The 26,572-nt window shown below is 40.1% G+C and carries 19 protein-coding genes and 1 pseudogene; 10 read left to right on the top strand and 10 right to left on the bottom strand.

Going from position 1 to position 26,572, the window contains the following annotated elements; all coding sequences use genetic code 11:
- The first annotated feature begins 395 nt into the window (after positions 1-395).
- Positions 396-1,046: a tyrosine-type recombinase/integrase gene (locus tag FD723_RS37095; RefSeq protein WP_179070184.1), complete on the top strand. Its 651-nt coding sequence runs from the start codon at positions 396-398 to the stop codon at positions 1,044-1,046.
- A gap of 37 nt (positions 1,047-1,083) precedes the next feature.
- Positions 1,084-1,215, top strand: coding sequence for a hypothetical protein (locus FD723_RS43605; protein WP_256875362.1), 132 nt, complete (start codon positions 1,084-1,086; stop codon positions 1,213-1,215).
- A gap of 3 nt (positions 1,216-1,218) precedes the next feature.
- On the opposite strand, the gene FD723_RS37100 is transcribed toward FD723_RS43605, so the two are convergent.
- The 3 genes from FD723_RS37100 to FD723_RS37110 all read right to left on the bottom strand — a co-directional run bounded on the left by FD723_RS37100 (position 1,219) and on the right by FD723_RS37110 (position 7,331).
- Positions 1,219-4,848 carry a plasmid replication protein, CyRepA1 family gene (locus FD723_RS37100; RefSeq protein ID WP_179070185.1) on the bottom strand — a complete coding sequence of 1,210 codons (3,630 nt, stop codon included), beginning with the start codon at positions 4,846-4,848 and terminating at the stop codon, positions 1,219-1,221.
- A gap of 747 nt (positions 4,849-5,595) precedes the next feature.
- Entirely contained in the window at positions 5,596-5,901 is a 306-nt protein-coding gene (locus FD723_RS37105; protein WP_179070186.1) for a fertility inhibition FinO-like protein, read from the bottom strand.
- A gap of 11 nt (positions 5,902-5,912) precedes the next feature.
- On the bottom strand, positions 5,913-7,331 hold the full coding sequence (locus tag FD723_RS37110) for an NB-ARC domain-containing protein (protein WP_256875363.1): 1,419 nt from the start codon (positions 7,329-7,331) through the stop codon (positions 5,913-5,915).
- 427 nt (positions 7,332-7,758) lie between these two features.
- On the opposite strand from FD723_RS37110, the gene FD723_RS37115 reads away from it, so the two are divergent.
- Positions 7,759-9,633 (top strand): serine/threonine-protein kinase, encoded by a 1,875-nt coding sequence (locus tag FD723_RS37115; RefSeq protein ID WP_179070188.1) that lies wholly within the window; start codon positions 7,759-7,761, stop codon positions 9,631-9,633.
- Positions 9,634-9,666: 33 nt separating this feature from the next.
- Positions 9,667-10,731 (top strand): hypothetical protein, encoded by a 1,065-nt coding sequence (locus FD723_RS37120; protein ID WP_218651873.1) that lies wholly within the window; start codon positions 9,667-9,669, stop codon positions 10,729-10,731.
- Here the strand turns inward: FD723_RS37120 and FD723_RS37125 are convergent.
- The 6 genes from FD723_RS37125 to FD723_RS37150 form a co-directional block, all read right to left on the bottom strand.
- A complete protein-coding gene (locus FD723_RS37125; protein ID WP_179070190.1) occupies positions 10,692-13,262 on the bottom strand; it encodes a CHAT domain-containing protein in 2,571 nt (856 codons plus the stop codon). The genes FD723_RS37120 and FD723_RS37125 overlap by 40 nt on opposite strands.
- The gene (locus tag FD723_RS37130) at positions 13,214-14,962 is read right to left on the bottom strand and encodes a ShlB/FhaC/HecB family hemolysin secretion/activation protein (RefSeq protein WP_256875364.1); all 1,749 of its coding nucleotides are present in this window, start codon (positions 14,960-14,962) and stop codon (positions 13,214-13,216) included. Before FD723_RS37130 ends, FD723_RS37125 begins: the two co-directional genes overlap by 49 nt.
- A gap of 375 nt (positions 14,963-15,337) precedes the next feature.
- On the bottom strand, positions 15,338-17,821 hold the full coding sequence (locus FD723_RS37135) for a filamentous hemagglutinin N-terminal domain-containing protein (RefSeq protein WP_179070191.1): 2,484 nt from the start codon (positions 17,819-17,821) through the stop codon (positions 15,338-15,340).
- 277 nt (positions 17,822-18,098) lie between these two features.
- Entirely contained in the window at positions 18,099-18,530 is a 432-nt protein-coding gene (locus FD723_RS44295; protein WP_179070065.1) for a hypothetical protein, read from the bottom strand.
- A gap of 181 nt (positions 18,531-18,711) precedes the next feature.
- Positions 18,712-19,620, bottom strand: coding sequence for a transposase family protein (locus FD723_RS37145; protein WP_179064638.1), 909 nt, complete (start codon positions 19,618-19,620; stop codon positions 18,712-18,714).
- A gap of 159 nt (positions 19,621-19,779) precedes the next feature.
- Positions 19,780-20,499, bottom strand: a complete 720-nt coding sequence (locus tag FD723_RS37150) for a hypothetical protein (RefSeq protein WP_179070192.1) — start codon at positions 20,497-20,499, stop codon at positions 19,780-19,782.
- 297 nt (positions 20,500-20,796) lie between these two features.
- Here FD723_RS37150 and FD723_RS37155 point away from each other — a divergent pair.
- Positions 20,797-21,372, top strand: a pseudogene (locus FD723_RS37155) (hypothetical protein); the annotation flags it as partial.
- A gap of 360 nt (positions 21,373-21,732) precedes the next feature.
- The gene (locus FD723_RS43615; protein ID WP_306297043.1) at positions 21,733-22,200 is read left to right on the top strand and encodes a transposase; all 468 of its coding nucleotides are present in this window, start codon (positions 21,733-21,735) and stop codon (positions 22,198-22,200) included.
- 371 nt (positions 22,201-22,571) lie between these two features.
- Here FD723_RS43615 and FD723_RS37165 read toward each other — a convergent pair whose 3' ends face one another.
- Complete coding sequence (locus FD723_RS37165) at positions 22,572-23,384, bottom strand: class I SAM-dependent methyltransferase (RefSeq protein WP_179070193.1); 813 nt, start codon at positions 23,382-23,384, stop codon at positions 22,572-22,574.
- Between the two features lie 957 nt (positions 23,385-24,341).
- Here FD723_RS37165 and FD723_RS37170 point away from each other — a divergent pair.
- The 4 genes from FD723_RS37170 to FD723_RS37180 all read left to right on the top strand — a co-directional run bounded on the left by FD723_RS37170 (position 24,342) and on the right by FD723_RS37180 (position 26,501).
- Positions 24,342-24,785, top strand: a complete 444-nt coding sequence (locus FD723_RS37170) for a transposase (RefSeq protein WP_256875367.1) — start codon at positions 24,342-24,344, stop codon at positions 24,783-24,785.
- Entirely contained in the window at positions 24,775-24,918 is a 144-nt protein-coding gene (locus FD723_RS43620; protein ID WP_256875368.1) for a hypothetical protein, read from the top strand. The genes FD723_RS37170 and FD723_RS43620 overlap by 11 nt, the downstream gene beginning before the upstream one ends.
- 431 nt (positions 24,919-25,349) lie before the next feature.
- Entirely contained in the window at positions 25,350-25,823 is a 474-nt protein-coding gene (locus tag FD723_RS37175; RefSeq protein ID WP_179070194.1) for a hypothetical protein, read from the top strand.
- A gap of 168 nt (positions 25,824-25,991) precedes the next feature.
- Positions 25,992-26,501, top strand: a complete 510-nt coding sequence (locus FD723_RS37180; RefSeq protein WP_256875369.1) for a hypothetical protein — start codon at positions 25,992-25,994, stop codon at positions 26,499-26,501.
- Positions 26,502-26,572 lie beyond the last annotated feature (71 nt).

A 26,572-nucleotide genomic window follows, 5' to 3' on the forward strand; every position in this document is an offset into this window, starting at 1 on the left:
AAGCACCTTTGCCCGTTTTCTTTAACCCAAACCTACACCTGTAATATTTGTGTAGTTAACTTTTAGGAGTATGCTCTTTAACCTGTTGCATTACTTATTAACTATAAAGTCATTTTCAGTTTATTTTTTCACCGATTTTTAGGGGGAACCACAAAAAAAGATACCAGCCTTGTTCTTAATTGCTCGTTGTGTGGCGTGGATCTGGATCGTACTACTCTTTCAGGTGAAAGCTGCGGCGATTGCACGGAGCGCAACAGCAAAGCAGATCGCAAGTGGCGTGTCGATGGCTTGTTGCAATTGCAGTACAGTTAGTTCCACACTTTTTTTTACCGAAATAAATCCTGAGACGGGAGCATCGGCGATAATGATTAACTATCGCGGAGTGTGCATCTAAGGTGAAAATTGACCGTCACGGGAAGGCAAAAGTCCTAACGCCGGAAGAAATCGGGCGTTTGTTTACTTCGGGGTTAACCACAGTCCGGGATAGAACACTTGGTGCAGTGATGCTGTACACTGCCTGTCGTGTCTCCGAATGCGTCACCCTCAAAATTCAGGATGTTTATGACAGCAGAAGCAAAGTCAGACCAGAGCTGAATATTCGCAAAGGCAGCACGAAGGGAAAGCTGTCCACTCGTACAATTCCTGTGCTGGATGAACTGCGGCATCACCTGGAATTGTATAAACCCAAAGTTTCTCGTGATAGTTATCTCTTTCCTGGACGCTGGGGCCGTGGTCATTTGCATGAGGATTATGCGGCACTGATTTTTCGGAGAGGGTGCAAACTAGTAGACATTGAAGGCGCAAGTACTCACAGCTGCCGGAGAACTGCACTGACGCTGATGAGCAATGCGCGAATTCCACTGAGAGTAATTCAGCAAATCAGCGGACATCGAAGCTTGGAGCAACTGCAAGAGTATCTTGACGTGGAAGCGTCGCAAGTTCGGGGTGCGATCGCGGCATTGTCAATGCTGACACCGCCATCAGTTAGCAGCAATAAAAATGACTTGGTAGATGAGAATCATACAGAGTTATTCACAGAGTTCTAGATCGGAAAATGTACGAAAGACGATCTAGACAGGAGTTATGCCAGATAAAGACTATAAGGATTTTCCCAAAAAGTCATTGACAATTCCATCGGCAACACCTCAAGCGATAGCCAATGATAAAAATGAGGCACAGATTGCTCTTTATTTACGTAACTCAGTCGCGGCGTAGGCTTTATCCCTCCATCGGCAACACCTCTTCATTCAGCAAGGCATAAAATTCCGGGACTTGATCCTCGACAAGTCGCAGTTCATCAGGAGCGATCGCCTCAAGTTCCAGTACCGTCTCCCAGCGCAAATCCTCAACCCATCGCTTGAGAATGCCTTTAATTGCGTCTACTCCACGAGAAATACCAGAGCGAAGTATTTCTACGCAGTGGAGTAGCGTAACGCGATCAGTGAAGAGAGCAGAGGGGCAGGGGGGCAGGGGGGCAGAGGGGAAAGAACTTGTACAAATTTCTTCTTTGTTTCTCAACTCCTCAACTCCTCTGCTCCTCTGCTCCTCCGCTCCCCTGCTCTCATCTGTAGTATCCTCCCCCTGGCAATGGGAGTTCCCTATAGCATTAGGGGGGGGTGTGGATACGGCCTGCTGATTGGGGTTTACACTATACGCAGCAGGGGTTTGAGCAGCGTAATAGGTTCGATTTTCTTTTTGATTACGCTTTTCCACGCGATGAGCAATCACCTGGAGAGCAAATTCTAATTCCTCTTTAGATAAAGAGAAAAGTTTCACCTGTTGACCCCGTTTACCTTGCTTGCGGAAAGTCAGCTTTAGCCCCAGCTGTTCTATAAGAGTGCCTAGCAACCAAATAGGTTTACAGTCCAGGGGAATAGTAAACCCAAGAATTGCTTTGACGTGAGCAGCACAATGTATAGCGATCTCCGTCATCTTGAGCAAAGTGGGGTCATCGGCGGTAACTTCATCACCCTTCATTAAAGAAGTGAGAATTTGATGCAGTCCCAGGTTAAATCTAGCCAGCCAGCGTGCGGAATAATTGCCCCAGTCGATGCACAAAGGTAGATTGTCGCGTTCGGTGCGGTCTTTTTGGGTGACAATTGTTGGTGGGGTAGGATAAGTTTGCCCAGTTTTGGGGTCAGTAAACGATTCTTCGGGCGGGGCTAAAATGGCCTCAAGTCCAGCAATTGCTCTAATTAATCGACCACCTTTATCCATTTCTACGAGTGATTCGGTTACTTCGATGCCGTAAGAATCAGAAATGCGGAACTTTTCACATTCAAAAATTTCATTAGGGTCAAGGTAATCTTTGCTCTGACGGGCACGGTACTCGCTCAAAGTAATATTCTTGGCCTTGGCAACAGCCGAATTGTGGGCACGATCCAAAGCTTGTGCTGCTGCTTTTAGACTTTCAAGAGATTGAGGATCTGAATCACTGCCCACATATATAAAGGTATTGCCCATTTCGGTGAGGAGCGATCGCAAGTCATCACGCAGATTATTTAGAGAATAGTGGCGGTTAGCCATAATTTGGCAGTAAGCCTCAAGCGCCCAATCTTTCTCTGCGCCCCGCTTACCCGTTTCTCTGTCAATCCGCAACAGAAAAGCGGTCATTTCATTGGTTTGGAGCAAGCGCTCTTTAATCTTGGAGGCGTTTGTATCCTTGTAACCAAAGGGAGGACGCGGGGCCACCCAAATATGAAACGGGACTTTTGGACGATAACGGTACAATTGTTGGGCGCATTCAGTAGCAGTTTGGGAAACGCCGTGAAACACACCAAACACTAAATCAAAATGATACTGGGAAATATCGACACCAGTACCGAGACTGGGAGAGGTGAACAAGGCATCAAAGTTTTTGACGGCGTTGGTGATATCTTTGATGAAAGCAACATTTTCATCACTGCCAGAATTATCGGAATGAACCGACCAGATACGCCATGAAGCCCTACGGACTGGGCAAGGGGTAAGGGGTAAGGGGGAAAGGGAGGAGGAATCTGTTAATTCTTCCTTTACCCCTTCCCCTTTACCACGCACCCCTTCTCCTGCCTTTTCGTATTTGATAGTAAAGGATTTGTCGAGTTTTTTGATGAAACGCTTACTGTCGCTGGCAACCATAACTTTTTCTCCAAGCATCAGCGCTGCCGAGATTTGGGCGACTATGGCGCTCTCATTATCCCCCTCGTACCAATAAATTGTGCGTGAACCGTTTCGCCACTCGTTTTTGATAATGTACGGAACTTCCTCTTTTGGTCGCATTGCAAGAAAGAAGTTTACCGTTAAATCATCCATGTGTGCATCAGCGATGACGACCAGTGGCGCATTGTATACTATATATTCCAGTACCTCCAAAATGGCGGCGCGATGTTGTTTGCAAGTATTACTGTGCAGCAGGTGGGTAAGGTATTGGCAGGCTTCATCTATAAATATGCAACCGTAGGTGAGAGACTGGGTATTGAGTTTATGCAAGCTGTCAATAGTAATACTAAGGGCTTGGGCCTGGGCTAAACCTGTGTAACCCAAGTCGGAATACATCGCCGTTCGCAAACGTTCGGCAAGATTTTTCAACAAGTTAACCCGATGTCCATTGTTGAGGAACCGCGCGTCGGGGTTTTGGTCACGCCACCAGCGCATAAGTTCAGTTTTGCCAGTACCCATGTCGCTCCAGAGTACAACTAGTCCTGATTTTGGGAAATTGAAAGTAGGAGATTTCTTCGATTTGGATGAATCAACTCCGCCAGAATCCGTAGACTCCTTCTTTCTTTGATGTCCTTTTATAGATGGCGTGAAAAGTTGTTCCTTTTCAAGCTCATAAAGCTCAGGCACTCTCAAGCATTTTTCTTCAAGTTCAGGAATGCACAAAGCCTCAGAGAGATACTTGATATTAATAGTGACATCCGGTTTGTATTTGCTAAGTCCCCATTTCTTAGCCCGATACGAGCGCTGGTAATCGGCAAGTGATTTGGCATCATCTATAATTGCAGTTAGCAGGGCATTGGCATCAACACCTCGACCAACTACAAAATCATCAACGCCTTTTTCTGGCCCCGGCAGTAATGCAACTTCACATTCACAACCAGCAGCTAAGATTGCTTTTGCAGTGCGAACAGTGGCTTGAAACACCGACCACCTAGTTTTAGAAGAGGTTTCGTAGTCAAAAAGAATTATGAACTTGCGCCCCGCCTGAGCCATTGGTACTAAGTCAGGATGCAACCGTTCATCGAAATCTTGTTTGCCCACGCGCCCGTTCCAGATTCCCGGAAGTGCGATCGCTACAAACCCCAGACTCAGCAAGCAAGCGGCTTTCTTCTCCCCTTCGCATAAGATAATAGGAATCTCTGGGTGTTGCTTTATCCACTCCCAAAATATTAGTGGATTGAGTTTATCCAACAGGCGCAGCGCTAAAAGTGAATGATAGCGCTTAATTAAATAACGCTTTGCAACTTTGTCCCAAATGGGGTTAGCGACATCGAAGTAGGTAACACGGTTGGGGGTTTTGGGGGGTGACTCGTATTTGACGGGTTTCCCTTTTTGCCAATCAATGCGAGGAAAGTTCGGCTTGATCCTTCCCCACTCCATCGGTTGCCAGTTTTTAAACGGGTCAAGTGACTGAATCCACGTCCCACCTAGTAATAGGTGCTGATACATTTTGATGTATCCATCTGTTACCCGACCCGCATTCTTGCGTGGCAGTTTATCAGATATGAACAGGAAATCATAAACTGATTCTCCCTCAATGTGGAAAAAGTTGCGCTTAATCAACGCCGGATGAATGGCGCTACCAGCTAACAACTCATGGTATTCCGCTGCCGTGAGATTGTTTGGATATTCAGTTGTCGCTGCGTTCATCGGTTCTCTCCAAGGAATTTCTTGGGGAGAACTCTTTCAATCTGCCAAACTCTTACTCTAGGCTGGATATCCCTAAAATTCCCCGACGCCACAGCAAAAAGTTGCCGTGCGAAAGCTGCACTCGACCCCATGCGCTCTAATACTGCGCTTTTGGGGGGTTCTTTTTTTATCACAAAATTTTCCCCTGATAACTCGGTTGACAAGCTCAGAAGGGGTTGCATCAGTTATCACTTATCTAATCTTGGACTCTACTCCCAACTGATAACTGGTAACTGTTATTCGCGCTGCTACATCTTTTAACTACAAAATTCGGAATATTTCTTAACCAAACTTAACTTTACAGAAACTTATGAATTTTGACAAGCAAAATTGCCACACAAAACTGGTGCGTTTCGTGCGGCTTCTCGTATAATACGAGAAGCAGCGGATTTAATCTCGTCTGACCAGTCAGTGGATCAAAGCCGTCAAACTTTAAAGACCACTGCTTTGGTTTTCGTGAGATAACCCTGTTCTGAGGTTATATGAAATTTAAGACCCGCACAAAGCGCTGCTCCTTAGTGGCGCTTTGTGCGTTAAATTCTCGTACTGTTGTATCTTCACCTCCATACCTCCTTTGAATTAGCTTGATTTAACATAACTTGTGGTCTTTCCGTATCTAGCGAGATTCTGATTTTTCTTTGTTTGACTCCTCCATACTTACATTTACCAGTGTTCGTTCTAGCTTACCCTGATTGGGTAATCACTTTTTCAAGAAACAGCACCGAAGACAGAGGTCGTTTCTGCCTTGGGCTTACGCTCGAAAACTTGTATATTGGGTTCCTCCAGCACGAACCCGTTGTCTGTTTGCTGACCGAGTTTACCAGCGATTGCTGCAACCCACTGTGGGTAATTACTAGCAGCATCAGTCAGTTTCTTGTAAATCTTGGGTTTGACTATAATTGTTATGATGCGACCATCACAGTCAATTTCAAATTGTTGCCAACCATTCTCCACTATGTTGGATTGTGGCAGCTCGTTGATTTTTATTGTGATCTCTAGTTTGCCTGCAATCATAGCTACCTCTGTTAAGATGCATTTGCTAATGTTGATGAAGTGTTATATCTATGTACTAATCCGAGTGGATCTATTTCAATATACTTTTTAACTACTGGCTGTAAATTAAAGCTAATTTCTTTTGTAATAGGGTCTTTGATACTTTCTACCAAAGACTGTCTTTCAAGTTTTTCTATTGCCTTTATTAATTCTAAAGTTGATACAGATGTTTCCTGTCTCTGTTTGACATCATATAATAATTTCGTAAAGCTAACAGGGTTAGGATTTAATAGTATTTGTTCAGCTATATAAATCAAAATTTGCTGTTGAACTGGATTCAATAACTGCCCAAACATTTCATTGAGCATCGCTTCAAATCTGCTGCTAAGAAACGTAGTTTTGTTTTCAAGAAATATTTTTGTACTACCAGCAAAAAAACGGTTAATTCGATTAACTACGGCCTCAATCTCTGAAGGATTACCATGATAAATTTTAATCAATTGATTGCAATTTTCTTTGTCAGTTAATCCTTTAGCAGACAAAAGCTGCATTGCGGCATCTGGATCTAAACCTTCTATCTTCATCTCTTGGATAGGATGTCCTGTTGCTATGAGATCATCAAACTCATCAGGTAAAGTTCGACTCGTTAACAGCAAGCTGCTTTGATCTAGTTCCTCTATCAATCGGCGGAAAAACAAGCTGTACTCTAGCCGCTCCTGAAAAATATTTCTTTGAAATAAAGCTTCAAAAGCATCTAGTACTAGCAGGTAACGACGTGATTGCAACTGTTTAATCAAAACAGAGATCATTGCCTGAGTATATTTAGGTAAGCCTGACTCTGGCTCTGAGGGTTGTACTAGTTCTAGCAGATCACCTACTAAGTCTTGTAGTGAGGGCGCATGTGCCACTGATTTCCAAATTAAGCAATCAAACCTGGACTCAGCGTCTGTACTAAGTTCTTCTATCAGTTTTGCTGCTAATGCACTTTTACCGATGCCTGCCATTCCTACTAGTATCACGCAGTTCTGCTTGGTTATTAGTTCTTTTATTTGGGTTAATTCTTCTGTTCGCCCATAAAAATTAGATACGTTATAAGGTCTACGTCCCTTAACTTCTATAGAGTGGCTAACAGGAAATTTTCGCTGTTCATTTGGGGCAGATTGAACATAATACTCTTGGGTGAGTTGCTCTAAAAAATTCCGCAAATTCTTTTTCCCAACCCGTTCGCCATGCCCAATCGTTTCGGATAGTAAATCCCATAGTCGAGGAGCTATGCCCCTTTGTAAGTAGTTAAGGCTGTAAGTTGAGTTATTTGCTATCTCCTCGTAGTCATCGTCATCCCACGCTCCCTTCATAATAATGATTTCAGGCTCGGATAGGGTTCTACCTTTTTTGCTCAATACAAAGTTATTTACTACAGCCAAAGCTAGGTCAAAAGTTACTTTTACCATAAAAAGTACTTTTGGAAGTTCCTGTACTTTTAAATTAATAGAGGAAGGAACCGGAGACTGGAATCTGGGATCAGCACTAAAATTCATAACCGTGCCAGTTATCTTGGTGTAGTATTACTAAATGCCCGTATAGGGATTTTCGTAGATAAGTTTTAGTTAGACAATTACGTACCATTGTACTCGATAGTATTTTATTTTCTCCGTTTTAGTCAATTTTTTTCGTAAAAAGTACTATAAGAATTCCTAATATTGCAACTTAATTCTCTCGTGTCTATATCCTCTTGGTGGTGCAGAAAACTTTACAAGAGGAAGCCGGACGGTTAAAATCAGACTGCCTAAAATCCTTTATTGACACTTGTGCTGTTGTGTGTTATATGAAGGGCTGACTCACTCAAAGGGAGTATTATATATTTGGTGACATTAAAATATGAGTTACTGTATTAATCCCCTTTGCATTCATCGGCAGAATCCCGATAACGTTGAAACTTGTTTGGCGTGTGGAACTACACTGCTGATTAACAACCGTATTCGGCTTGTCAAACCACTAAGACCGCTTACTGATGACCCGTACAGTTACTTTGAAGTTTTTGAAATAGAGGACTTTGGTACGCAATGGAATCCTGTGTGTAAACAACGAGTGATGAAAGTTTTGAAATGGAACTCGTCTAAGCTACGGGAGTTGATTGAGCGGGAATCTATCACTTTACGAAGAATTCGCCATCAAAATATTCCTAAAAGTAGCATAGATGACTTTTTTACTTTTGCTCCCAAAGATAGTCCTTTAGAGCTTCGTTGTTTAGTGATGGATAAAATTGAGGGAGAAAATTTGGATGAATGGTTAGAATCTAATGAGCAAATTTCGCAATCTGTAGCATTAGAATGGCTTCAGCAGTTAGTTAAAATTCTTGACGTAGTACATCATACTGAATTTTTTCATAGAGATATTAAACCTTCTAATATAATTCTTAAGCCAGACGGTCAACTAGCATTAATCGATTTTGGTACAGCGCGGCGAGTGACTGATACTTATTTAGCAAAAGTTAGTGGAAGCGGAGGGACTAGTGTAAGGGTGGGTACTTACGAGATTACATCTGTTGTCACAGCTTGTTACACTCCCCCAGAACAAATGAATGGCAAAGCTGTACCACAATCAGATTTCTACGCTTTAGGTAGAACTTTTGTAAATCTAGCTACTGGTATTTCTCTGCTTGATCTACCAACAGATGAAAAAACAGGGAACTTAGTTTGGAGAAATAAAGCACCACAGATTGACAAACCCTTTGCTGATTTAATTGATGAGTTGATGGCTCCCTTGCCAGGGCAGCGGCCGCAAACGACGGAAGTAATTTTGCAGCGCTTAGAGCGCTTACCATTTAAATCAAAACTTAACCGAGTAGTTAAATCGAATTCATTTAGGTTGAGTGTAGGTATTTTGGCTTTTTTGAGTCTCACTGGGCTGTTTTATGCATCGCGTCCTGTTATAGCAGATTGTTTTTTTAAACAAGGTGTAAAAAATCAGAAAGAGAATCGCTTTCCAGATGCTCAACGAAACTTTAAAATAGCAATTCAATATAATCCCAAACTGACTGATTCTGTTTCTAAATTTTACTTCGAGCAGGCAGATCGTAGTCAAGTTGCTCCAGAAATTGCTAAGGAATACTATGAATTAGCTATTAAATTTAATTCTCAAGATGAATCTGCTTATAATAATCTAGCATTAGTATGTCAAAGACTACGAGATTTTAACTGTGTTAATAATAGTTACGAATCCCTCTTTAAATTAAAACCTAACTCATGGGAAGGGCATTATAATCTGGGAAATTTTTACGATGATCAACAAAAATACGATTTAGCAGAGCAACAATATCAATTGGCTATAGAAAATAGTAATGAAGCAGTATATGCCATTAGTAATCTTTCCCGATTAAAGAATTTAAATGGGGAATACGATGCAGCGATTACTCTAGCTTTACAGGGTTTAGAAAACCTGAAAAATGTGAAATTGTCAAAAGATAAAAACTTGGAATTGCAAGCTGCTTTGTACAAGAGTTTAGGCTGGTCAAGATTAGAACAGAAACGCTACATTGAGGCGAAAAACTATCTACAAAAAGCAAGGCGACTCTTTCCCCGAACAGATACTTATTGTTTACTGGCACAAGTACAAGAAGTGTTAGGCGAAATCAATGATGCTAGAATTTCTTGGGAAGTTTGCTTGATTACTCAATCAAGCCTGCCAGAAGTTCAGGAATGGAGAGAGCAAGTGTTACGGCGTTTATTAGGAGATATTGTTCCCAAATCTTAGTTCTAGCTATTTTTTTAGTTCTGAAATTCTTGTATGCTCGAAATTACAAATAGAACAAAAAAGTTGTCGATGCTGACCGTACCTAATTCTATAGAGAAAAAAGTTTTGAAAGTTCAATTTGCAGTGCTTGCATCAATACTAGTACTTCTAGACAGTCAAGTTGCATGGGGTCAGCACGAACCAGTAACAAAGCCTGTGTGTAGTAAGCATATTGGTCGAGTTATTGCTGGAGATCGTTATCTGGTAGCAGGAAGTTCAGTTTGTCCAGGAGATAGAATTAACCCAGAGAATGGGGGTATGGTTGAAGCTGTTTGTTATTTGAATCACCAAATTTTACACATAAAGCAGAGTACTATTTTCTCTTCTTCAGATATATGTGCGGTACCACAGTCTAATCCAGAGCAACGATGTACTCTTGTGAGTCCCGATAAGTGTTCCATCGTCAAGGGACCAGGCGAGGATAAAGATGCACCAACTGTTATTAGTCCCTCCATAGGTCGAATCTTGAATACGCGTCTGACAATATCTTGGTCTGCTGTTGCCAATGCTAAGAGGTATATTGTGCAAGTAGACGGCACAGGGGTTAATTGGTCTAGCGTTGTCCAAGGTAGTACTCTACTGCCGTATCCATCTTCTCGGCCGGCTATGCAACTTGGGAATGCTTATACAGTGAGTGTAATTGCTGATCGAGGGGATTCTCAGATGACAGCAAATTCTGCCATTGCCAATATGTTGCCAAATCAGGAAGTGCAAGAATTAACGGCTTTAATCAAGCAACTTCAGAGTTTTAATTTGCCTCCAGACGAGCTATTAGTTGATCTTGACAGTGCATATATGTCATACGATCTGTTGACTGAGGCAATTGATCAGCTGAATATCCGAATTAAAGCAGGTACTCTGAATCCTACTATTTACAGATTGCTAGGAGATCACTACTTGGAAGTAGGCCTACTGGATTTTGCTGAACAAATATATGCAAAGGCGGTTACAAGGGCTAAAAGAGCTAACAATACAGACGAATTAGCCAAAGCAGAAGCGGGTTTAAGACTGATTGAAAATCAATTCCATGCTCCAACAAGAACAAATGCTCCCCAGTAGTAAGGGCTAGTATACTTAGGATTTGAAAGTAAAGTTAATTGTGCAAATCGGAGTGCCTCAGCTTTGGAAAGTCCATTTTTTAATCCTTTGTAGAACTCTCCCATAAATATAGCAGTAGAGTTGGCATCTACGAGCCATAAAGTGGCTAAGGTACTTCTTGCACCAGCTTCGGCGGCTATACCAGCAATACCTAATGCAGAGCGTCTGTCGCCTTTTGCAGTTTGGCAGGCGCTCAAGACAAGTAAATCAATTACAGAACGCTCGTTGTGTTTTCTGAGTAAAAAATTCAATTCCCGAACATTTATGAGATGATCCCAAGCCATAATGAATGTTTGGTCGGGATCAGAACTGAATTGACCATGAGTAGTAATATGAACTATTGGAAACGAATCATCTTTGATTTTTTGTCGGAAATTATTATCAGTGAATTCTTGATTAAGGAGTAATGACACTGTTTTTGTATTTTGTTTAATATTTGCGATCTCTGCTATTACTTGAGGTAGAGAATTCAAGTTCTTGGGAGCTAACAGGTCTTTAAAGCTGGGGCTTATTTGAGAAATACCAGCAATCAAAGCCTCGATTCGGTCTGGTTTTAAAGCTTGACTTGGCAAAAAATGAGAACTTACAGATATTGAAATACTGTATGATTCTATCAAATACTTTTTCCCATTATGAAGCAGATCAAGAGGTAAATTTTGGAAATAACTATCTAAAACAAATACTAAAGTTCCTGACTCTGGTAAATATTTTTTAATTGGGGCAAATAGTTGTTGGTAAAGACTCTGAGAGTAACTCAAAAAATCAGAGTTTTTAGCCTGATAAAATTGCCCATTTTGAACCAACTTAAGTAAACTATTTACAGGTTCATTAACTAGCTTTAAATCTATGGAATGGCGATAGAGATTTCCTTGTGGGGTTTGGACAATTTCTTCTATTCTCCCGCCAGTTCTAATAAGATAAATAATCGGCGGTAACTTCACGGAGTTTTGTTTTTCATTTCCAGAAAATATCGGAAGTTTGCCGCATTGTAAGAAGTTTTGTAGTTCAGCTAACTTTAGTTGTTCATGAACTTTTATTACTTGTTTTAAATCGGGATTAACTTGAGATAAAAGTAGATTTATATACTCTTGGTATACAGGTTCAACTTTATCTTTAAAAGCAAATTGGAGATCGGGATTGACTGACAGAATATTTCCTCGAACTTGTTCTAGGCTACTAATGGCAGCAGCATAAGCCTGTGTTGCTTTATGAAAATCTTGATTTTGCTGATAAAATTTTCCCAACTGTTGTTGCCATTGGTAAGCAATATCCCAAGCTTGTAGCGCTTGAGCTAATGCCATAGCTTGTTCTAAATATTGTTTTGACTTAAAGGATTGTCCCAAAAGACTATAGATATTGCCAATAGTTCCTAAAGCATAGGATTCTGCTCTTTCATTATCCAGTTTTTGAGCTAGTGACAGAGCTTTTTGAGCAGTGGATAGTGCTATTTCTAAGGAATTTTTCTTTGAAGTAAATAAAAGTTGATTTATCTGTGTATTTTGAGAAATTTCTCCCAAACTATTAGCTAGATTAAGTTGAGCGTAGATAGAATCGATTGCTGGCAATCGTTGAAATTGGTCAGGTGTAGCCAATAGTTTTTTGACCAAATCTCGAACAAGTTGCCTTCTTGGCTGAAGATTTATTTCTGCTTCTGCGGGCCATTTTTCTAGCTCTAACAACAAATTTAGTTGATTTAACTGTGCTGGAAGTGCAGCAATACTCTGTTGCTCTATAGCTAATTTTTGATAAAGTTTCAATGCAGAGTTAATCTGCGACTGGGCTGTTGCAAAGGCTTTATATTTAGCGATAGGTTCGTCTATAATCTCATACTTGTTTTTAGTCTGACTATAAAGGACTCGCTCTGTATTAGCCTGACTTAACAACAGTTCATTGTTAAGATTTGAGCTTTCTAAAGCAAGGCTTTTAGTCATTTTAAAAGCCTTTTGCAATACAAGTAATGATGTATCTGGTTTTCCCATCTGCCGTAACAAATCGGCTAGATTTTTGAGTCCAATTACTCTGACTTGTAAAGCTGGTTGCTTTTGTAAAGCTTGGTTCAATCGCTCCTTATATGCATCCACATTTGCCTGTTGGAATTGGGGATTTTCACAAATCCAATCTTCTATCTCTAAAGCTTTAGTCAAAGTTTGGCAGGACTCAAGATATGAGCCACTAGTCTTCAGTGCCAAGCTTTGGTTAATCAAGCTACCAATTATACCCTCATGATCATTTAATTTTTGATAAATGCGGTAAGCTACTGACCATGTGTGTAGGGCTGCTTCAACCTGACCTTGTTCCAATTCTTTAAATCCTTTCTGTGTAAGGATTTCTGCCTTGGAGTGTTCGGAGTTCGACGTATTTAAGGCAAATAATTCTGCTTTATCCTGACACAGAAGTATCAATAATATGGGGAAAAGCCCAAAAAGTAGGTAATAAAAGGATTTCAGAATAGGTGATAGTTGATATAAAAATATAACCCGTTTTCTTGCCATGTGTTTGAATTTGAGTTGTTTGCAATTGATATTAGTGGAATTCCCCAGTCGATCTGAGCATTAAGATGATCTCCCAAATCGTAACTAATGCCCAGCCCTACCGATGCTAAAGTCCCGTTTGAACCGGAAGTATCGTTAGGTCTGGCAGTGTGATTGTTCCAAGAAGTCCCTATATCTAAAAAAGGAATAACTTGAAATTCTCCAGTTTTGTCTTTCCAGGTGGAAATATGTATTTCAGCCGATAAGGAAGATCCATTATCAGTCAGATAGTTGTCTTTTCGGTAAGCACGTACAGTATCTGCACCACCTAATCCAAATTGCTCTAAGGGAACAAGCGGTCGGTCTGCTAATTGAATATCTGCTCTCAATAGCAAATTTGTACTACTCGACAAACGTCTTGCCCAACTTGCTTGGCCCCGCCATGAAAAAAAGCGACTATCAGGACTAGAATTGTTGATTGTGGCATTAAAAGCACCAATGCCTAAACTGAATTGCGAACGAAGAGATAATGCTGACTTTGTATTGCGTTCTATCCACTCCTGAAAAAATCTTATAGATGAGATTCGTGTCCGACCTTTTGAATCTGCCCCAGCTTCCAAAGGAAACGGAGTGTTCAGCAAAGATGATTCACTTTCGAGACGGTCAGCAGTTAATCCTAAAGCAAATTCCTGGGTTGATGTAGCACTGGCTTTTTGTATTAGTGGTTGTCGGAAAGTTACTTTATAGGCACGGATATCAGACAAAATATCTAAGCTATTGAAAGGCTGCTCAATAATTTTAGACGAACTATTTGCGTAAGCAAATTCTATAGTCCCGTTCTTTACATTGATAGGAAGAGAGTAACTAGTTGTTATAGTGTTGCTACCATTAGTATTTCTATACCCTATACTTAGGCTGTCACCAAGACCAAGTAAATTAGCATTGGTAAAGCCCACTCCACGTTCAAAAGTTCCAACAGTAGGAGAGCGAGAGTTATCTAAGATAGTCTCGATTTTAAAAGCTTGGTTTGCCTTGACTTTAATATTTAAAACTGATTTATCTATTTGAGAGCCTTTACGTAATTCTGCTGTTATCGATTCAATTAGAGGATTTGTTTGTAACAATTGTAAAGCATCAGCTAGGCGATTAATGTTGAGTACTTTACCAGTACTTGGCAAGCGTTCACGAATGTAATTATCTAATCGTGAGCTACCTGATATATTAATCTTTTCTAACTCCCCTTCTACTACTTGAATTGTTACTATTCCTCCATGTAGTTGAATTCTTTGGTTTTCATCAACAGGGAAGAAAGCTCCCGATCTAATATAACCATGTTCCACATAAAAATTAGTAACTGCATTCCCAGCTTCAGCTAACTTTGAAAAAATAATTTCTCGTCCTACATACGGAGCAACTACAGCCTCTAGTTCTTGAGTAGTGAATACTGTGTTTCCTTTAAATATAAAATGCCCGACTTTAATAATTACCTGATTCTCAACAGGAATTTCTAGAGGAAGGGAAGGTGGAGAAGTCGGTTTGATTATGGGTTCTTTTTTTTGCAGGAATGGAGGAGTAATTTGAGGCGGTTGAGGTGCTGGGAATTGCTCTAGAATCTGTCCTGGTGTCAATATTTGTGCAAATGCTGGGTCAATAGTTAGACTGAAAGCCATTAAAACAAGAGTTGATTCGCACACACATTGTAAAAAATCAGATTTATTCATGAACACAATTTACATTTGAGAAACAAACTTTCAAGTTTTTTCTACATAGGAAAATTATATAATTAAAAACGAAAATCTTAGCTGTTTAATAAAAATAATTCACTCATACCAATTCCGAATTAAATTGCAGTCAACCTGGTGAATAAATAAAGGTTAAAGCATTACAAAATTAAAGTTTTTGTGGTGCTTCTATGTCGCGGGCTTGAATCACCTACTGATTGATTACATTAGACTTCTTGCAGAAGTGGGGCTAAGGGGGAAAGGAATGGAATTTTCCCAAACCCAGTACCCTTTAACATGCACCCCGACATCTTGCAAAAGGAACTTTTGTAAGATGTCTATTTTGACGAATGTATTTTTCTTCAGTCTGAGCTTTTATTTATCCGTTTCCTCTTGAGAATGCTGATGAGCTTCTTCTTGAGATTGCTGATTTGGAAGGCACGGAGCTTGCGATAACGAGCCGTAGGGAGTTGTCTCTGATGGTGTAGCTATAAAACTTACTGTCCCATCACCATTATTTTTCAATCCTTGTGCTGCTATAAGCTTTTGCGTTGGTTCGCTTACAGTCGCTTCTTCTGATTCTTTATTCTCCAGAGAAGCAGAGTTATTGTTCCACCCAAAACTGTTGTCGATGGTGTCGTTAGGATTTTGCGGAATCCCTCCGCTCCCAGCATTCACTAATGTAGCAGTTGTTGATTCTTGAGACTGTGCGCCGCAGTTTTGAGTAACTTGAGGAGTATTGATTTCCAATGAAGGTAGAGAAGTTTTTATGAAATCGATTTGTGGAGTATTGATTTCAACTGTGCCGTTGATTCCTTTTTGGGAACTTGCTGTCACCATGCTGTCAGGATAAAGGAAAAATCCTTTAGTACTTATTCTGATACTTCCGCCCCGTCCTTCATAAGCATTTGCTGTGATGTCACTGTTTTCTAATGCAACTACTGTATCCGCGTTAATAGTGATATTGCCACCATTTCCGTTATTGCCTGCGGTTGAGGTGATATTGCTATTATGACGTAATCGTAAATCATGTACATTTAAAACAATATCACCGCCTTCGCCAGAAGAAGTTGAGGCTGCGATAGAACCCTTACTGTCCAAGGAAATAGAATCAGCTTTGATTTGGAGTGTTCCACCATCGCCTGTCCCCAGATTCCTAACACTAACTAAACCACCTTTTACATCTAAGCGCTTAGTGTCGATTGTTAACTCTCCTGGAGTTCCGGTGACTACAGAAGGGGAGCCGAGTCCTCGTTGCGTGGGTAAACCTGCTACAGTAACAGCTGAACTGATAGTACCACTTACTTCTATATCATCAGCATGGATGGTGAGCCTTCCAGCAGAACCTGAGCCTGTGCTAGAAGTATTAACCGTTGCCTTTTCACCTACTATTAACCGTACTGTATCTATTGTTAAACTGCCAGAATTTCCAGTATTAAAAGTTCCAGCAGATAAATAACTAGGAACATAATTTACGAAATCCTGTCCTGATTTAATCAATTCTGAAGAATTCAGTAATTCTATAGAATTAGCCTTCAAAAATATATTTCCACCAGCACCTGTTCCACGGGTTAAAGATGTTATTAACCCCCCATCTTGAGCGATTAATTTTCCTGTTGTAAAAGTAATATCTCCGGCGTTACCAGAAGCTATTGTACCAGTGACAATACTGCTAGTAAAAAAAGGGCTGAAATCGGAAAACCCAAGCAATTGTGAAGAATTAGAGGCATTTACAGTCAGATTTCCTCCCCTACCAGTGCTGTAACTTCTTGTACCTAAATTGCCTCCTCCCTGAAGAACTAAATCCTTTGTAAAAATGTCTATGTTTCCTCCGGTTCCAGAACCTAAAGATTCAGTCCGTAAAATGCTATAGAATCTTCCATCTGTTGGGGAAATCCCACTAATTTTCAACAATTCAGAGGCTTGGACACTAATTTTTCCTGAAGGAGAGTTCCGGTTTTGAATCAAAATTGCTGACCCAGTATCTAAAGATACTGTTTTCCCTTCTATACTAATAGTCCCACCATTATCTCCACTGGCATCTACTAACGTCTGTTCAGATAAATGAATATCCTTAAAAGAAGATATTCCTTGATAGCTCAAACTCCATTTTTGGCCAACTAGATTGAGAGTGACTGTGCCAGAGTTAACACTACCCAATTCAATTTGTCCTTGTTCGGCAGTCAGATTCGCACCTTGTAAGGTGATATCTCCTCCTACTAAAGTTAGGCTTTTACCTGACTCTACCGATAGACCAGTTAGGCTACTGTTCTTAATAATTGGTGAACTTCCTGCACTTGGAGAGGTTAAACCTTGACCTCTACCGTTGACTTGAATTGCACCTGGATTATTCCCGAATCTTAATCCAATCGGAACATTAATTGCTAGTAGTGGTGGAGCTTGTGGATTAGTAGCGCTAAATTCAGAACCATTAGGGAACATGAAAGCATTAGCTGTAGTAGCCAAAAATGAACCGCCAATATTTAGACGTGCATTTTGTCCAAAGCTAATACCATTCGGATTGGAGAAAAATAGATTCGCTGTACCATTGGCACTGATTATGCCATCAATGTTGGAAGCTGAAGTACCTGTGACACGGACAATAATGTTGCCAATATCTAATGCACTGTTGAAGGCTGCTATGTCACCTTTGGAGAGTGAAAAATCTTGAAAACTATGAAAAAGATTCTTCCCTACTTGAGTGCCGCCCTCAATAGTTATTTTATTTCCTTCTACTTTTATGTTTGTGTTATTAGGAAGAGTTAGATCGTGCTTCACTTGTGCCTCCGAGGGGAAAATCGTTAACATGGAAAAAAATACCACTTCCACAAAGGTATTTAAGATATATTTTTGTGTCACAATTATTAGCCCTTTAAGTTCCACGCAGTCTTTGAGTACCCCAAAAGTAAGGTGGATAAACTTCCGATGGGGAAGGGAATTATTCTGTTAAGTAAGTAAAAAAATTCTCAATCCGAGCGAAAAAGAGTTCCCACTTTGGGTTGTTGTAGCGATCGCCTTATGAGCAGCGCAAGCCTAAACCAACAAACGTTAGGTGTTAGTGGGGCAGTCGAAGTCCGTTGGATATCTCTAGGGATAGCCTGCCAGATTGTCTGAGTTCGTGCTGGAACCTGTGCTTTTAATGGTTTGAAAACCATGCCGTTAAGCAATACAAATAGTCCTTTGCCGCATTGCACAAATCTGGGTGGGGATTGATACCTCTCTTATCGCACTCCACCTTGATACTGTCGTTGATTATCTTGTAGGCTTCTTTACCAAAGAGCAACTTCTGTTCGTGACAGTGAGGACACCACCAAGTGACGTATTCTTTTGCGCCGATGTTGACCAGATGCTGTGCTAGGGCTAGTTCTGCCTCCCCAGAAGTGGTGGTGATTGACCAGCCGACTCCAGGCTGAGGACGTTCTTTGGGCAGGAAGAAAATAATTGATGGGGACTTTTGGTTGTCTGTTTGTTGAGCAATATCTGTCAGTAGTGCAGAGCCAGAACTCGTACCAACACAGATAATGGAGAGCGTTAACAGTGCAAGTAAAAAAGGGTGTTTGATAGCCATATTAAATAGACTTATCCGCAAAACGTAAATGCTTACTGTGAATGGGTTTGAGCAATTCAGATTGAATAGGCGATCGCTATCTTACTCTACGAGAAAATAGGTGTTTGGCGGCATTCTGAGACAAAAAATTAAAATTAGAGTAAAAAGTACAAAACGATGAAATCAATTTCAGGATAAAAAATTAAGTATTAATGGTTAAGGATACTAAGCGATTAAGTCTTAACCTAATCAGCCCACAAACTGCCAGAATTACCTGACTATATCGATGACGAGCGAGACGGAATTTTTCCGAGGCTACTCGAAATATTTTTACCCGACATATCATGTGTTCAACGGCAATTCTGCGAGACGAAAGTTGTTTATTCTCTTGTTTTTGGAATTCCGAAATTTCTGTATTCTTTCGTTTCTTATGAGGTGTGGTAATGGCATCATCTCCAATATAGGCCTTATCACCTATAAACCTTTGTGAGTCAGCAAATTTATTCCGAGTATCTCGAAATAAATTAATATCACTTGTTTTTCCCAGCATTCCCACACAGATATCTACAATATCTTCACCACCTGGTAAGACAATAAACTGGTTTTTTAGAGTATGCATTTTTTTCTTACCAGAGTAATATCTTTTTTGTTCTTGATAGTCTACAGGTCTCGCTGTAGCCTGTTCTGCACTATCAACAATTAATTCATACTCGGACAGCATTTGCTGCAATTCTTGATATTTTTGACTATCTACTGACGCTTCTTCTATTTGAGATGCTGGTAAAATTTCTCTCAAAATATCTACCCAATAGTTAAAAGCATCATTCGCTTTTGTTTTGGAAATATCAAAGAGTAACCCTAAAATTTCAAAAATTGGTTTTTGTCTGAGGTAAACTAGACACAAGCATATTCCTTCTTTCGGTGACATCTCTGGTTTGCGTCCGCCTCCCTTGGCAATAATCCGAACTTTATTTTTTTCAATTTCTGCTTGTTTCTCTCTATGCCTTTTTTCCGCTAAGGATACCAATGCTAAAAACTGGTCATAATTAATCCCTATTAATCGTTTTGCTTCGTGGGGATGTGATTCAATTCTTGCTAAAGGGTTTGTCATATTATCTGCATATAATTTTTACTCCGTTTTTTATTATCCCACTTTGTTTATATTAAGGATAAGTCTAATATATACTTTGATTGAATAGTTGTCGAAGCTAACAGTTAGAAGCTTTAAGATTGTAGTATTTTGGATAACTGATAACACGAAGTCAAGATATTATTCTTCATCATCTTCATAATCGAAATCATCATCACCATGTTCTTCATACCACTTTCTTTCTTCCTCCAAAGCGATTTCTCTTGAGATCCTTTTTCTTTCTAGGGCTTCCCTTTCTAACTTTTCTATTTCTTGCCTTTCTATTTCTTGCTTTGCTCTTTCTATTCTTTCTCTATCTCTGGTTTCTCTTTCTACCCTGTCTCTTTCAAGCTGAATTAATCGCTGCTCCATTCGTTCACAATAGAAATCCAAAGCCTTACCTGTGGCTGTTCCGGTAATCGCACCACCAGCTAAAAAGACGAGGACAGTTTTCCAGCCGCCAAAGGGATTACCGCTCCACTCCAAACTACCCTCATTGAGCCAGACCAGTAAAAAATAGACAAGAATTCCAACAACTGTATTGATCAGTGCAAAGACTCTGGGTGTCATCTCGGATTGACGGAGTATCAGCCACTGCGCCAGACTAAGAATCACACTAAAGATTAGAGCAGCGAGCGCACAAAGAATAACATTACCTGGAAAAGTGAACGGATCTACTGCAAATTTGATGATTAGCGTGATAGTAATCGGGGCAGAGAGCAAAAAGCCGAGAAGTAAGCTAGCACTAATTGCAAGAAACCAGTAGCGACCGAGATAACCCAGGCGAAATTCTAACAACGACTCTTGTACTCCAAACAAAGTCATCCAAAATGCAATACCCGCCGTTAAATAATCAAGCATTAGCCGTTGTTTTACCCATGTGCTGAAGAGGGTATTTTCTAGAATAAGCTGAAATTGAATTCATCTGGCACAAGTCAGAAATCAGAATTGAATTCAGGCTCCTGACAACTGAAGTATTTCTTGTTAACTGTGGTATTGGACTGATTTTCGTCAAAGTATTCTTCCATCGGTGCAAAATATAAAAAGCAACGAAAAACCCCATCCTTCATACAGGTTGGGGGGATAGATAAAAAACATATATTCCATGATGACACAATTCAATATTTGTTCGACTGCTGTCAGCCTAGAGGTGGGGCAATGAACAAACCACCATCTAGACGCAAGAAAGTTATCCCTGGGTTATCTGGGGAACCAAAGCCAGCAACCGATTCTGCTCCCGAAAATACTTCTGAACAATACAACTCAGCCTCAGCAACGATTACGGTGACGGCTGTTGAAGTAACAGAGTTGACCCAGGAAGAACAAAGCTTACGCCTGCATTTAGAACACCGTGTGGAGAGAGCATTTTTAGAGGCAGGTCAGGCGCTGATGGAGTTGAGAGACAAACGGCTATACCGTTCCACGCACCAGACTTTTGAAGAATACTGCCGCGATCGCTTTAATTATAGTCGTGACGCGGCTTACTTGAAGATTTCAGCTACTGTGGTTTATGAGAATCTTCAAAAGTTTTTGCCGACCATTGGTCGGCAAATTCCAATGCCGACCAACGAACGACAATTGCGTTTTTTGGCAAAAGCCGAGTTGGAACCTTCTGTGCAAGCGGATGTATGGCAGCAGGCAGTAAAGCAAGCTGGCAATAAGATTCCATCTGGTCGCATAGTGAAAGATGTTGTAGATAGGATACGCGAAAGGACGAAAGTACCCAATCCTTACCTGAGTTCGATGTAAAAAAATAAGCTATAAATCTTTTCTGATAAGAGTTACAGGATTTTATTAGGCTGAGGATTGTCAATAATTTTAAGCTATTGATAAATAATTTCTAGTTGACAACTTCAGTAAGTAAATTTTCCCAACAAAATCCTAAGTAATATTACTAGCAACAATCAATATTGTCCCTAAGCTCTGAGAATAAACTAATTATTTATGAGAGAGGAATGGATAATGAAATTAGAAAAATTATTTTGTGAAATAGATGATTTTTGTTTAATTTTTGAAGAAAGTTTTCATTTCTATTGCTATTGCATCTCAAAAGCAGCAAAGACAAAGAAAGAGTCAACTATGTTTAAGTGAGTCATGACAATAATAGTCTATTTTCATCATTCTAGTTATCGAAATTTCAAGAGTTATTATCAACAGAATCTGGCAAAATATCATCAGAAAGAATTTCCGTGCTTGGTAAGTTATAACAGATTTGTCGAATTAATACCTGATATTTTAATGCCCTTAATCTTATACTTAAATTCTCGGAAAGGGAAAATCACTGGCATCAGTTTTATTGATAGTACATCGATTCCAATTTGTCATCCAAAAAGAGCAAAAAGAAATAAAGTATTTTTGGGATTATCGGGGTGGGGAAAGAGTTCTGTAGCTTGGTATTTTGGGTTTAAACTTCATTTAATCATTAATGATCAAGGGGAATTATTAACTTTTCAAGTAACTCCTGGAAAAACAGATGATCAAGTACTAGTTCCGACCTTAACTCAAAGCAGGTTTAATTGCTTATACTTTTCAAGAGAAAAAACCCTCTTGAAAGCTAGATAAAAATGAAGTTGAAAATTTACCTGCTTTATTAGTTTAGTTACTCTTTTCATTGAACTAAATTATTTAACTTAAATTTTCCAAAATAGCAGTTTTTGGATTAGTTTATTTTGACTATTCATTGTCAATAAGAATGACTAATTGATAGAACATCGACTACGACTCATTTTTAAGCGTTTCTGTTATGTCGAACTCAGGTGAAAAAGAATTGCGTTTGGAGATGGAAGGCGAGATTGACTTTTGCCAGCGTAAGATTTAGAACCTGACACAGCAGTTAGAGACGATGTGAAAAATACAAGCCGTAGCGGGAGCCGCAAGTTGTTAAATCAGTAAGAAGCAGGAATCACACCACTTCTAGTGGTGTGAGGTTCAAGTTATGTTTCTAGCTTCCGGCCAACCATATACCACAAACCTACGGCATAGCGAATGTAATTGAGTTCTGTAAAACCTGCTTTGGCGAACTCGTACTCGAAGTTAAAATGGATAAAGTCATCTAACCACGGTTCTTGAAAAGAAGCGTTCAGGGCATATTCACCACGATAGGTGTCAGCGTAGAGTACCCAACCTCCGGGTTTGGTGATCCGGTACATCTCTTTCAGAATCTTAGGTATCCATTCTTTAGGTGTTTCGTGCAAGAGTAGTGACGATGTAACAAGAGCGAAGGAGTTGTCAGGGTAGCCTGTGTGACGGGCATCCACCTGCTCAAACAAAGCCCGTTCACTAAATCCAACCTTGTTAAACTTGTGCTTACTGATCACCAGCATATAAGGCGAAACATCAGTAATCCGAAAAGTGGACTGTGGAAACCGCCGTGCCAAGGCCAACGCTCCATCACCCGTACCTGCACCAAGCTCTAGCACCGTCTCAACAGAAGTGTCTTCAGGAATTAGCTCGGCCATTTTCTCGCGCAACTGCTGGCAACTAACATTGTGGCTGAGGGGAATTATCGCATCCATAGCAGCATCCCAGGCTAAACACGATTGAGGGTTGGTATAGGCATCAGTGACACCATGAATGGGAGCGTGGATGTAGTCAGGGTAATATTCATGGTCAGTATGGTAGCCTTTGAGTTCCTCTACCCAATTAATTGAGGCATATTCCTGTATTACTAAGGGCATCGCTGCGTTAATACGTCGAATCACTTCGGTTCGATACACTTGTTTGTCCTGTGCGTTCCATCTCGGCATAAATAAACATCTCCTACTTACAATCTTTGCTGGCCTTCCTATCCTCTAACTCTACGGTATACACACAAGTCGAGTTGGGAATCAAATGGAGCTAAAATAATGGAAAGTTATTGAACAGAATACATGCGTTAGTCGTCAGAATGACCGAAGAGGCAGGGGAGCAGGGGGCTCTTAGCAGAGGGAAAGATTCGCTCATTTGCTCTACCACGAGGATTTCTTGCCCCTAAATTTATTTATGGGGTTCTGCCCCCAGCTAAGAAGCCCCCTTTCCTCTTCAGTGACCGCATGAATTAGACCTGTCCGACTGGCGGATGAATAACCGATCCTTAATTAAAAATAGCCCCAAAAGCCCGTTTTGCTGAAACTTTTAAGAGGTGTGCCGCTTTGACTTGTGACATCTCTACTCTTTACCCCAACTGGATTTGAGGCATTTTGAATTACCCAAAAATCCAGTTGAAAAACAAAAGCGGCACGGAAAGCGGCCAAAAAAGGGATAAAAATGGCTCTAATTATTGCAGGGAGGGAGTTTTAGAAAATGGTGGCTGTGACACTAGAAATATAAGGGTTTCAGAAAAAGCGGCCCGATGTCACAACGAGAGAATAAGGGTTTTGAGCATTTTAAAATGTCACGGCACACTTGATTTGTGACATCTGAAAAAGACTTCTTACAGAAGTCGGGTAAAGGGAAAGGGTTAAAGGGGAATGGCACTAAGAAAAGCTTTAAGCTATGCTCCGTAATGATTACAGGCATTTATGCGATTAAGGAGTCAAGGAGTAAGAGCGATCGCTATTTTTTGTAGGTGCTGTGAATGTAGGTGCTGTGAAAATCAGGGTAACGGTGAGGGTTGCCCCAAAAAATTTTTAGATAGGAAAAGCTTACTCGTCTGTGAAATACTTTTTTGAGGAGATTGCGACAAATTAGTTACTTGGTATAAGCCGAAAACTTGCCCAAAAGGATTGGATAAAGATGAATTTAATGCTTTACCTCCTTCCATAACTGTGCGAGAGATTTACTATTATATTGTTATTTCTGGTTTTCGGACTCAACAAGTTAGCTTAATTACTACTCTTTTAGATAAATCTTCTTATTCTACTCTGGAAATTGTTGGGCTTTACGGTAAACGCTGGGAGGTTGAGCTAGATTTAAGACATCTCAAAACTACCTTGGGTATGGATGTTCTCCGATGTAAAACGCCCCCAATGATACGCAAAGAAATTCATGTTTTTTTGCTAGCTTATAATTTACTTCGTAGTTTAATGTGGTCGGCTGGAACTACTTGCAGTACTCCTCCAAATCGCCTATCACTCCAAGGTACTCGCCACCATTTAATTAACTTTATTCCCAAATTATTAGACGCAACTTCAACAAAACGTCTCCAAATTTATCGCAATGCAACTTAAAATTATTGCTCACAAGGCTGTTCCAGAAGGCCCAGGTCGTAGTGAACCACGAGTCCGTAAACGTCGCCCAAAAGCTTACCCCTTGATGACGAAATCCCGGCATGAATTACGAAAACAATTGCAAAGTGCTTAACCCGCAAGTGTTTCGGCTTTTCTTAGTGCCATTCCCCTATACCTTTGGAAAGATTTAGTAGAACTTATACAAATTTGATATTTTCAAACCCTTGCTAAAACATGATTTCAAACAGCGTAGTGTCATGTTAATAACACTTGGCTAGCAAGTTACAAGAAAACTAAATAGAGCTTATACACAGAACTAAACTTCTATCAATGTATAAATTCTGCCAATTTAAATACTGCTATGTAAGCATCACCATCGAATCAAATGTTTCTATTAAGTTAACAAAGGATAAAAGAATGACTACTAGGCTTGACTGTGCCGAAACGGGTAATTTGTACGCTAAGAAAACCTAAAAAACCTGAAATCCTTAACTATCAACAGTTTCATAAAGTGTCATCCGAATACAGCGAATCCAAACAAGATTCAATCCAAGGAATATTATCATGTCCTACAGCAACTTCTCGCGTACTACTTCAGCTATTGTACTTGCAACGTTAGTCGGCATATCCATGACCCTCGCTCCATCTGCTTATGCTAAACGCGGTGCCAAAAAGACTCAAGTTGATGATCGACACAACATTACCCATCCCCATGAAAGTGCAACTCGTTGGTTAAATACCATGAAGCAGACGCGAGTAGCAGAACTATTCGGCACAAAAAAAGGTTTAGTCGGTCATGTCCAACAAATTCAAAATGAGATTAATCGCGTCAACAAAAATCTCAACGGTAAAAAAGGTCAAGAGGTTACTGAATACATAACTGCGCTCAAATCACTTAGAACATCAATCATTGCAAGTGCTAAAGGTGCAAAATTCGATTTCAATAAATTTGATATTCAGTTCTCCCCTTTGGGATCTGATCTGTCTTTGGCACGCCAGACAGGCAAATTATCAGTAGACGGTAGACCTGTGCAATAACGCACTATCATAACTTTGATGAGTTGTAGTGTAAGTATCTCTTTAAAATGATATTTACAAAGTCAAAATACTTGCACTACATCACATTTTTCGTTGCGACTTCGGATTGAGATCATCGCCAAGCAAAAACTTGACTAATACACAAATATATATAGTGAGGTAAATCTGATGAATTCTAAAAGAATATTTTTTGGTTTGTTATCTCTAACCGTGGTACTAACACCACTAGCAAGCCTTAAATCTGCAAGTGCATTAGAGCAGTTTAACAATCAAGCAATCGCCAAAGCTAATTTAATCGCTCGTGGTGGTGGTGGTGCAGGAGCGGCAGGTGAGTTAGGAATTAGCGCGGCTCAATTGGGAATAGAAATTAACAATTTAGTTGTTGGTAGCCAAAATCGTGAAGGATTCGTCAAGGGAATGATGGAAAAAGCTACTTTTGCGGCAGGTAGTAAGTACAGCGTGATGGTTTTTAACATGAGCCAACCTTATGATCATAATTTGAAAAATGTCAAGTTTTTTAAGCAAACAAATTATCAAGGCGTTCCTTATGGTATTTGGATCTTTAGAGATGGTAGCTTTGTTAATAAAGGGGATGGTGGATTTATTAACTGGGCTTTTAATGGAAATTTCAAAAGATCCGGAAATCAAGGACACACCGTGACTTTCTCTAAACGCTAAATTGAAATCCAAACAAGATTTCAAAAAAGGCAAGTTAATTTCTCAGGAGAACCAATCATGTCCATTGTGAA

Origin of the sequence: Nostoc sp. C052 (assembly GCF_013393905.1) — a bacterium.
In the GTDB taxonomy this organism is placed as follows: domain Bacteria; phylum Cyanobacteriota; class Cyanobacteriia; order Cyanobacteriales; family Nostocaceae; genus Nostoc.